Raw genomic sequence first — 1,741 nt, forward strand, 5'->3', positions numbered from 1 at the left:
TTCGCCCGGATTGCTGGTAATACGCACCAGCAACCAGTCGGACACCAGCCGGGTATTGCCGGTCACGGCCGAGCGATCGCCGCCGGACTCGCGAATGACCGGAGCCGATTCGCCAGTGATGGCCGCTTCGTTGACCGCGGCAATGCCTTCGATGACCTCACCGTCGCCGGGAATCATTTCCCCCGCTTCGACGCGCACCACATCGCCTTTGCGCAAATTGGCGGCCGGGATCACCTGGAAGCTGCCATCGGCTTTCTTCAGGCGCGCACTCAGGCCTTCGCTGCCGGCCTTGAGGCTGTCGGCTCGGGCCTTGCCACGGCCTTCGGCCAGAGCCTCGGCGAAGTTGGCGAACAGCACGGTGAACCACAGCCAGAGGGCGATCTGCGCGGCGACGAAGGTCGGGACCGTGGTCTCCGGCAAGAAGCACAACACGGTGGTGAAGATGGCGGTCAGCTCGACCACCAGCATCACCGGCGAACGTTGCAACTGGCGCGGGTCGAGCTTGACGAAGGCCTGCACCAGCGCCGGACGCCACAGGGCTGCGATCGAGGTTTTCTGTTGTTCCGACGCCTTGACGACGACCGGTTTAGTTACGGGCATATTCATCAATAGTCCTCAGAAGCCCATGCTCAAGTGTTCAGCGATAGGACCCAGTGCCAAAGTCGGCAGGAAGGTCAAGCCACCCACCAGCAAAATGGTCATGGTCAGCAATGTGACAAACAGCGGACCATGGGTCGGGAAGCTGTTCTGGCCGATCGGCGCGGTCTTTTTCAGCGCCAGGCTACCGGCCAGGGCCAGCACCGGCAGGATGTAGCCGAAGCGGCCGATCAACATGCCCAGGCCCAGCATCAGGTTATGGAACGGGGTGTTGGCACCAAAGCCACCGAACGCCGAACCGTTGTTGGCACCGGCCGAGGTGTAGGCGTACAGCAACTGGCTGAAACCATGAGCGCCAGGGTTAGTCACCGAGGCCACAGGGCCTGGCAGGCTGGCGGCTATCGCGCCGAGTATCAGTACGCCAACCGGCATCACCAGCAAGGTCACCACCAGTAGCTGAACTTCCTTGGCCTGCAGTTTCTTGCCCAGGTATTCCGGGGTGCGCCCGATCATCAGGCCAGCGAGGAAGACCGCGATCAGCACGTTCAGCAACATGCCGTAGAGGCCCGCGCCGACGCCGCCGAAGATCACTTCGCCGACCATCATGTTGACCATCGCCACCATGCCGCTCAGCGGGTTGAGGCTGTCATGCATGCCGTTGACCGACCCGTTCGACGCCGCCGTGGTGGTTACCGACCAGAGCACGGTGGCGGTGGTACCGAAGCGTACTTCCTTGCCTTCCAGCGGCGCGGTCTGTTCGACGGCGGCGTTGGCCAGGGTCGGATTGGGTTGGTACTCGGCCCACAGCGAGGTCGCGCCGCCGATCAGGAACAGCGCCAGCATGCAAGCGATGATCGCCCGGCTCTGGCGCAGGTCCTTGACGTAGTGGCCGAAAGTGAACACCAGGGCCACCGGGATCAGGATGATCGAGGCCACCTCGAACAGGTTGCTCCAAGCCGTCGGGTTCTCGAAGGGGTGCGCCGAGTTGACGCCGAAGAAAGCCCCCCCATTGGTACCCAGTTGCTTGATCGCAATCTGGCTAGCGGCCGGGCCCAATGGAATCACCTGATCGACGCCTTGCAGGGTCACGGCGTGGACATACTGGGCGAAGGTTTGCGGGACGCCCTGCCAGACCAGGAACAAG

1 protein-coding gene and 1 pseudogene are annotated in these 1,741 nt (G+C 63.1%); both read right to left on the reverse strand.

The window, feature by feature from the left end; translation table 11 throughout:
- A pseudogene (locus tag J4E58_RS31725) lies at positions 1-590 on the reverse strand (potassium-transporting ATPase subunit B); the annotation flags it as partial.
- A 25-nt stretch (positions 591-615) separates the two neighbouring features.
- Positions 616-1,741, reverse strand: a 1,126-nt coding sequence (gene kdpA, locus J4E58_RS31730) for a potassium-transporting ATPase subunit KdpA (protein WP_207255369.1), incomplete at its 5' end; no start/stop codon positions are given.

This window comes from Pseudomonas sp. FW305-25 (genome assembly GCF_017351415.1).
In the GTDB taxonomy this organism is placed as follows: domain Bacteria; phylum Pseudomonadota; class Gammaproteobacteria; order Pseudomonadales; family Pseudomonadaceae; genus Aquipseudomonas; species Aquipseudomonas chlororaphis.